The 7,072-nt window shown below is 65.2% G+C and carries 7 protein-coding genes, 1 tRNA gene and 1 other RNA gene; 4 read left to right on the top strand and 5 right to left on the bottom strand.

From position 1 onward, the window contains the following. Both A5658_RS16070 and A5658_RS16065 read right to left on the bottom strand, forming a co-directional pair. The coding region (locus A5658_RS16070) for an MMPL family transporter (protein WP_156751500.1) at window positions 1-1,157 on the bottom strand (1,157 nt) is incomplete at its 3' end. After that, on the bottom strand, window positions 1,154-1,711 hold the full coding sequence (locus tag A5658_RS16065; RefSeq protein WP_067337047.1) for an MmpS family transport accessory protein: 558 nt from the start codon (window positions 1,709-1,711) through the stop codon (window positions 1,154-1,156). The genes A5658_RS16070 and A5658_RS16065, both read right to left, overlap by 4 nt. Before the next feature lie 215 nt (window positions 1,712-1,926). Here A5658_RS16065 and A5658_RS16060 point away from each other — a divergent pair, with 215 nt between their 5' ends. After that, the gene (locus A5658_RS16060) at window positions 1,927-2,256 is read left to right on the top strand and encodes a DUF732 domain-containing protein (protein WP_067337043.1); all 330 of its coding nucleotides are present in this window, start codon (window positions 1,927-1,929) and stop codon (window positions 2,254-2,256) included. Window positions 2,257-2,312: 56 nt separating this feature from the next. Here A5658_RS16060 and A5658_RS16055 read toward each other — a convergent pair whose 3' ends face one another. The 3 genes from A5658_RS16055 to A5658_RS16045 all read right to left on the bottom strand — a co-directional run bounded on the left by A5658_RS16055 (window position 2,313) and on the right by A5658_RS16045 (window position 4,403). Continuing rightward, window positions 2,313-3,368 carry a dihydrodipicolinate reductase gene (locus A5658_RS16055; protein WP_067337040.1) on the bottom strand — a complete coding sequence of 352 codons (1,056 nt, stop codon included), beginning with the start codon at window positions 3,366-3,368 and terminating at the stop codon, window positions 2,313-2,315. Window positions 3,369-3,451: 83 nt separating this feature from the next. Continuing rightward, the gene (locus A5658_RS16050) at window positions 3,452-4,243 is read right to left on the bottom strand and encodes a hypothetical protein (RefSeq protein WP_067337037.1); all 792 of its coding nucleotides are present in this window, start codon (window positions 4,241-4,243) and stop codon (window positions 3,452-3,454) included. Window positions 4,244-4,317: 74 nt separating this feature from the next. Next, window positions 4,318-4,403 (bottom strand) — tRNA-Ser (locus A5658_RS16045). Window positions 4,404-4,489: 86 nt separating this feature from the next. On the opposite strand from A5658_RS16045, the gene ffs reads away from it, so the two are divergent. The 3 genes from ffs to A5658_RS16030 all read left to right on the top strand — a co-directional run. Beyond that, window positions 4,490-4,584: signal recognition particle sRNA small type (gene ffs / locus A5658_RS16040), an RNA gene on the top strand. A 32-nt stretch (window positions 4,585-4,616) separates the two neighbouring features. Further along, a complete protein-coding gene (locus A5658_RS16035; RefSeq protein ID WP_067337034.1) occupies window positions 4,617-5,906 on the top strand; it encodes an aminotransferase class I/II-fold pyridoxal phosphate-dependent enzyme in 1,290 nt (429 codons plus the stop codon). 89 nt (window positions 5,907-5,995) lie between these two features. After that, window positions 5,996-7,072, top strand: a 1,077-nt coding sequence (locus A5658_RS16030) for a DNA polymerase III subunits gamma/tau (protein ID WP_156751499.1), incomplete at its 3' end; no start/stop codon positions are given.

The raw sequence follows: 7,072 nt of genomic DNA, 5'->3' as shown, positions 1-7,072 counted from the left end.
GGCCAACGGACGATCGCGGTACCGATGCGGCGCCAGCCCTGGGTCTGCAACCTTCGCTTCGGGTCCAGCAGCTTGAAGAAGCTGGCCACGGTCAGCACCGCCGGGCCCAGGGTCAGCGCCGCGAACACCGCGACCAGCATACCGACCGAACACGGCACACCCATCGTTTCGAAATACGGCAGTCGACAAAAGCTCAAGCAGTACATCGCTCCGGCGATGGTCAGACCCGAGCCGAGGACGACGTGTGCCGTGCCATGAAACATTGTGTAGAACGCTTCTTCGCGTGTTTCACCCATGCCACGCGCCTCGTGGTAGCGGCCGACGATGAAGATCGCGTAGTCTGTTCCGGCCGCGATCGCCAGCAGCACCAGCATATTGTTGGCGAAGGTCGACAGACCCATGATGTTGTAGTAGCCCATCGTTGCGACCACACCGCGGGCCGCGGCCAGCTCGATGAACACCATCGTCAGCATGATCAGCACTGTGCTGACCGAGCGGTAGACGAACAAAAGCATGACCACGATCACCAGAATGGTGACCATCGTCACCTTCGCAATCCCTTTCTCACCCGCGTGCGACTGGTCGGCGATCAGCGGACCCGCGCCGGTGACGTAGGCCTTGATACCCGGCGGCGCCGGCACCGAGTCCACGATCTTGCGGACGGCCTCGCTGGACTCGGAGCCCTTACCACTGCCTATGTTGCCGGCGAGGTAGACCTGAACGTAGGCGGCCTTCTGATCGTGACTTTGCGAGCCAGCAGCGGTGAGGGGGTCGCTCCAGAAGTCTTGGATGTGCTGAACGTGCTTCTTATCGTTCTCGAGCCGCCGGACGATCTCGTCGTAATAGCGGTGGGCCTCTGCCCCCAGCGGCTTGTCGCCCTCCAGCAGCACCATCGCTGAGTTGTCGGTATTGAATTCGTCGAACGTCTTTCCGACGCGCATCTGCGACTGGAACGACACCGAGTCCTTCGAACTCTGCGGTACCGAGTGGCTCTTGGAGACCACCTCCAGCTGCGGCGCGACGGTGTTGGTGACGAACACAATGGCCAGCCACGCCAGCACGATCGGCAGCGCCAGCCGATGGATCCATTTCGGCAGGAACGGTGGGATCAGCGGCTGGTCGACCGGCGCCGGCGCAGCCTGAGTGGTGTCGCTCATGCGGACTTGTCCAAGCAGTAGACGAAGGCGTTGTTGGTTTCGACGGCGTCCGAACGATTGGGGGTCTTGATGACGTCACCGCTTCCATCGTGCTTGTTCACCACAAACTGGCACGCGATCCAACTGCCGTCTCCTTGCGCTACCAGGTTGGCCGGGATGCCAGGTTTCGTTGAACTCAAGACTGTGCTCCAGGGCAAGGGCACGTTGAGTGCCTGCTGCGGATGGGAGTCCGCGTCGAGGTAGTTGATGGTTGCCGTACTCCCCGGTGGGCCCCAGACCTGCAGTGTGATGGTCTTCGCGTTGAACGAGTCGAGTACCTCGCCCGAGGTACCGCCGCCGAACGAACCCTTGTGGACGCCGAAGACACCGTGCAGTCGGTGGACGACGAATCCTGACAACGCAATGACGGCCGCAAGGGTTAGGACGAGCCAGTACCGGGCGAACAAGCCCGCCAGACCTCTGTGTTTGGCCGGCTCGCGGGTGGTCCGCCTGCCCTCGCTGTCGGTGGAGCCTTGGGTCATCAATGGCTCCGTCCTCGGCTCAGTCGTCGTCATGGGCCCCTTCAATTCCTAACCATGGGCGAAGGCTGCTCAACTAATTAGCCTGTGTGTAACCTTAGCTACTCTAATCTGAATAGGCGACCAGAAAGAAATTGGGCACAGCGGTTGTTGGAAGACCGTAACGCGAGCCCGCACTGGTGGCTCGGCGGCCCGAAGGAGAGCGAATGACGATGAGCCGACGCAGACCCAACAAAGGTAGGATCCAACCCATGAAGCTCACGGGTATTGCGGTCGGCGCCGTCGCTGCGGCAATCAGCTTGTCCGCGCCGGCATTCGCCGACCCCGACACCGACTTCGACAACCAGCTCCAGCATTACGGCATCTACGCGCCGCACGACCAGAGCCCGTACCTGGCCAAGATCGCCTGCCACCGGCTCGGAGTCGGTGTCGACAAGGACGCTGCGGCGAGCGCGCATTTCCTCTCTATCAACCTTCCCCGGGGCACCACGCAGGTGCAGACGTACCAGTTCCTGGGTAGCGCGATCGCTCAGTACTGCCCCGACCTGCAGGGCAAGCTGCAGAACATTCCCGGGACCTGATCCGCGCTCGATCGATTGCCTCGCTCCTCCTCAGGACCCCCTGGCTCGTCGGAAAGCTAGGTCTTGACGAAGCCTCGCGGCAGCGTCAGCGGTAGGTCCGCGTACGTCGCGATACCGGGTGCTGCTGCGACGACGGCAGGGATCGCGTTGATCGCCGGCACCGCCGTCATGATGTGCCCGAGGTCCATGAATTCCTCGATCGTGGTGGCCTCGAAATACGGAGGGGGCAGGAAGCCGACCTTGGCGGTCACAGTGGGTTGCCCGTCGACCTGAATCACCCAGCCATCGCCGTCGATCTTCCAATCCGGTTCCAGTGTCTGGCCTTTGCGCCACCGAACGTTGAGGTCGATGACGGTCTTGCCGTCCAGTATTCCCTGCCAGCTGATGTACACACCAGCCACGCATCCGGCCGGAATCGTCCACGACGCCATCTCGAGATCGGCTGTGGTTTGGGCGAATTCGGCCTCGCATCGGATGTCGTCGAGCTCGATGCCGAGTGCGTCGCCGACCAGCGCGACGGCCTCGGCGAAGACTTCGGTGCCCTTGGCCGCCATCGCATGCAGGTCCGGATGGTTGATGGGTTGGCCGAAGCCGACCGGCTTTTCGGTTTCCGGTGAGTCGTAGAACGTCGTGTCGGCGGCTTCGTTGACGGTCACCTTGTCGACCCGGTTGCACACCATCGCCGAGACGATGGCCAACAACTCGGCGAAGCCCGGGCTGACGCCGGATCCGAAGATCGTCGCGCCACCCTTTTCGCAGGCTTCGACAAGCCGGTCGCGGCCGTCGCCGAGGTTCTTCCCGGTAATGAACGACGCGGTGGTCACGACGTTGACTCCCGCGGACAGGATGCGAACCAGCTCGTCGACGTCGATCCACATCGGGTTGTAGACAACGCAATCCGGCTTCAGCGCGAGCAGGGCGTCGACGTCGTTGGTGGCCGCGACCCCAAGCGGAGCGATGCCGACCAGCTCGCCGGCGTCACGTCCTGCCTTCTCCGGCGACCACGCGAAACATCCGACCAATTCGAGCAGCGGGTTGTCCGCGATCGATTTGAGGGAGCTCTTGCCGACGTTTCCGGTGTTCCACTGGACTACGCGATAGGTGTTGGGCACTCGCTCAGGATAGGCGAGATCCCGCCTGGCGGAAATGGGATTCGCCAAGCCGGAAACGGGATTCTCTCGTCCGGTCGGTCAGCTCATTCGTCGACGGCGACGCCGCGGCGGGAACGCCGACGACGGTGCGACACCTTGCCCGACGGGCGGCGGTTGCGCAGTCCGCTGGACTCGGCCGCCTGGGTGTCCTGCGATTCTTCGACTGCCGAGGCCTCTTCGGCCGTCGACTCGGGTTCTGCTGCGGTGGCCTGGACTTCGGGACTCTCGTCGGCTTCGGCAGTGTCGTCGGCTTCCGCGGTGTCGTCCTCGTCGGCGTCGGCTTCTTCGGAATCCTCGTCGGTGTCCGTGGCCGCGTCGTCGCCCGTGGCCTCGTCGGCGGCGTCGTCCTTGTCGCCGCGGCGTCGGCGTGGCTTCTTCTCTTTCTTGGGCTTCAACGGTTTCGGCGGTGGCGGCGGCGATTCGGCGACGAACGAGAGGTAGAACCCCGCGATGCCGAGCAGCGCGACCGCTGCCGCGGCGCCGTAGACGCCGAACAGCCATCGGCCCACGCTGTCCAGGTTCAGCCAGATCTCGCTGATCGCCGCGCCGACAATCAGGACCCCGGCGGCCACGTGGGCCACGACCGACCAGGTCCGCAGCGTCAGCGCCAGGGCCGGCGTGCCGAACTCGGGCTTGCGCGTCTGCACCAGTGTCAACACCACCGGAAGCGCCGCCAAGCCAATCAAGATGCCGGCGGCGATCCGCGCCACCGTGCCCAGACCATGCGATGTGTCGCCCATCAACTCGGGCCATCTCGGCAGCACGAAGAAGAAATAGAGGACGCCTGCGGCGAGCGAGATCGCCGCGTGCCAGAAGATAGCGGCCCTGCGTCCCATGCCCCTCCTCGAGCTGGTAATCCGGAAGCGACCAGACCCTATCAATTGGGCCTGGTCACTTCCTGGATCAAGTGCGGAGGATGCGGGATTTGAACCCGCGAGGGCTATTAACCCAACCCGCGTTCCAGGCGAGCGCCATAGGCCACTAGGCGAATCCTCCGTCGGCCATGGTAACCGAGTGCCGCCCGGCGCCAACCGAGGTCAGGGTCTTCGGCCGACCGCTTCGCGCTCGGGAGCTAGACTCTGGATGGACCCCGCGCGGCGTCTATCCTGTGAACTCCCCCAGGGCCGGAAGGCAGCAAGGGTCAATGGGCTCTGGCGGGTGCGCGGGGTCCCCTGCATGGAAACCCTGTGATGAAACGTCGGAAGGCGGATGGTGTCGTACGGCTCGTTCAGCTCCCTTGGCCGTGACGACCTCGAGGCATTGCACGCCCGCCACCAACAGGATTACGCCGAGCTTCAATCCAAGAAGCTGTCGCTCGACCTCACCCGCGGAAAGCCCTGCAGCGAGCAGCTTGATCTGTCCAACGCCCTGCTGAGCCTGCCCGGTGCCGACTTCCGCGACGGCGACGGCACCGACACGCGCAACTACGGCGGGCAGCACGGCCTGCCCGAACTGCGGGCAATCTTCGGCGAACTGCTCGGTATCCCGGTGCAGAACCTGATCGCCGGCAACAACGCCAGCCTGGAATTGATGCACGACGTGATCGTGTTCTCGATGCTCTACGGCGGAGTCGATTCCCCGCGTCCCTGGAAAGACGAGCCTGTCGTCAAGTTCTTGTGCCCGGTGCCCGGCTACGACCGGCACTTCGCGATCACCGAGACGCTCGGCATCGAGATGATCCCGATCCCGATGCGTGAGGACGGCCCGGACGTCGACCTGATCGAAGAGCTGGTCGCGGTCGACCCGGCCATCAAGGGCTTGTGGGCGGTCCCGGTGTTCGCCAACCCCACCGGGCTGAGCTATTCGTGGGAGACGGTCCGCCGGCTCGTGCAAATGCGTACGGCCGCAGACGATTTCCGGTTGTTCTGGGACAACGCCTACGCGGTGCACACGCTGACACTGGACTTCCCCCGGCCGATCGATGTGCTCGGTCTGGCCGCGGCGGCGAACAACCCGAACCGGCCCTACGTCTTCGCGTCGACGTCGAAGATCACCTTCGCCGGCGCCGGCGTCAGCTTCTTCGGTGGATCGTTGGGCAACATCGCGTGGTACCTGCAGTACGCCGGCAAGAAGTCGATCGGCCCGGACAAGGTCAACCAGCTGCGGCACCTGCGGTTCTTCGGCGACGCCGACGGTGTCCGGCTGCAGATGCTGCGTCACCAGCAACTGCTGGCGCCGAAATTCGCGCTGGCACTGGAGATTTTGGACAAGCGGTTGGGCGAATCCAAGATCGCGTCCTGGAATGAGCCCGAGGGCGGCTACTTCATCAGCCTCGACGTGCTGCCCGGCACGGCCAAGCGCACCGTCTCGCTGGCCAAGGACGCCGGTATCGCGGTAACCGAGGCCGGCGCGTCGTTCCCGTACCGGAAAGACCCGGACGACAAGAACATCCGCATCGCGCCGACCTTCCCGCCGGAGTCGGACCTGCGGGATGCGATCGACGGCCTGGCGACCTGCGCGCTGCTGTCGGCGACCGAGTCGCTGCTGAGCCAGGCGTAGTGAGCGTCGGGCCCCGTGCTCGATTGCCCGCCTCCTCAGGCGAACCCATCCGGGTTCGCATCGTCGGTCGGGCTGAGTAGCCTCTGACCGTGGCTCTCTACCGTAAGTACCGACCGGCGACCTTCGCCGAAGTGGTGGGGCAGGAACACGTCACCGAGCCGCTGTCGACCGCGTTGACCGCCGGCCGAATCAATCACGCCTACCTGTTCTCCGGCCCGCGCGGCTGCGGCAAGACCTCGTCGGCGCGCATCCTGGCCCGCTCGCTGAACTGCGAGCAGGGGCCGACCGCGACGCCCTGCGGGGTGTGCGACTCGTGTATCGGGCTGGCGCCCAACGGAGCCGGCAGCATCGACGTCGTCGAGCTCGACGCTGCCAGCCACGGGGGTGTCGACGACACCCGTGAGCTGCGGGACCGGGCGTTCTACGCGCCGGCCCAGTCGCGCTATCGGGTGTTCATCGTCGACGAGGCGCACATGGTGACCACGGCCGGCTTCAACGCGCTGCTCAAGATCGTCGAGGAGCCGCCCGACCACTTGATCTTCGTGTTCGCCACGACCGAGCCGGAGAAGGTGTTGCCGACGATCCGTTCGCGCACCCATCACTATCCGTTCCGGCTGCTGGCCCCCCGGACCATGCGGGGATTGGTCGAGCGGATCTGCGCCCAGGAGGATGTGGTCGTCGACGATGCCGTCTACCCGTTGGTGATCAGGGCCGGCGGCGGCTCGCCACGCGACACGTTGTCGGTGCTCGACCAGTTGCTGGCCGGCGCCGAAGGTAACCGGGTCAACTACCAGCGGGCGCTGGGACTGCTGGGCGCCACCGATGTGGCGCTGATCGACGAGGCCGTCGACGCGCTGGGCGCCGGGGATGCCGCGGCCCTGTTCGGCGCGGTGGAGTCGGTGATCGACGCCGGGCACGACCCGCGGCGGTTTGCCACCGATCTGCTGGAGCGGTTCCGCGATTTGCTTGTGCTGCAAGCGGTTCCGGATGCAACGTCCCGCGGTGTGGTCGATGCCCCCGAAGACGTGCTGGACCGGATGCGCGAGCAGGCGGCCCGGCTGGGTCCCGCGACGCTGACCCGCTACGCCGAGGTAGTCCACGCCGGGCTGACGGAGATGCGCGGTGCGACCGCACCGCGCCTGTTGCTCGAAGTCATCTGCGCGCGG

Origin of the sequence: Mycobacterium sp. 1245111.1 (genome assembly GCF_001673405.1) — a bacterium.
GTDB lineage: Bacteria > Actinomycetota > Actinomycetes > Mycobacteriales > Mycobacteriaceae > Mycobacterium.
Note: the sequence above shows the minus strand (reverse complement) of the source record. Positions and strands in the feature narration are given on the sequence as shown.

Coding starts and splice junctions, on each gene's coding strand:
- A5658_RS16065 (WP_067337047.1), bottom strand. CDS start 1,711: ATGACGACGACTGAGCCGAGGACGGAGCCATTGATGACCCAAGGCTCC.
- A5658_RS16050 (WP_067337037.1), bottom strand. CDS start 4,243: ATGGGACGCAGGGCCGCTATCTTCTGGCACGCGGCGATCTCGCTCGCC.
- A5658_RS16060 (WP_067337043.1), top strand. CDS start 1,927: ATGAAGCTCACGGGTATTGCGGTCGGCGCCGTCGCTGCGGCAATCAGC.
- A5658_RS16035 (WP_067337034.1), top strand. CDS start 4,617: ATGGTGTCGTACGGCTCGTTCAGCTCCCTTGGCCGTGACGACCTCGAG.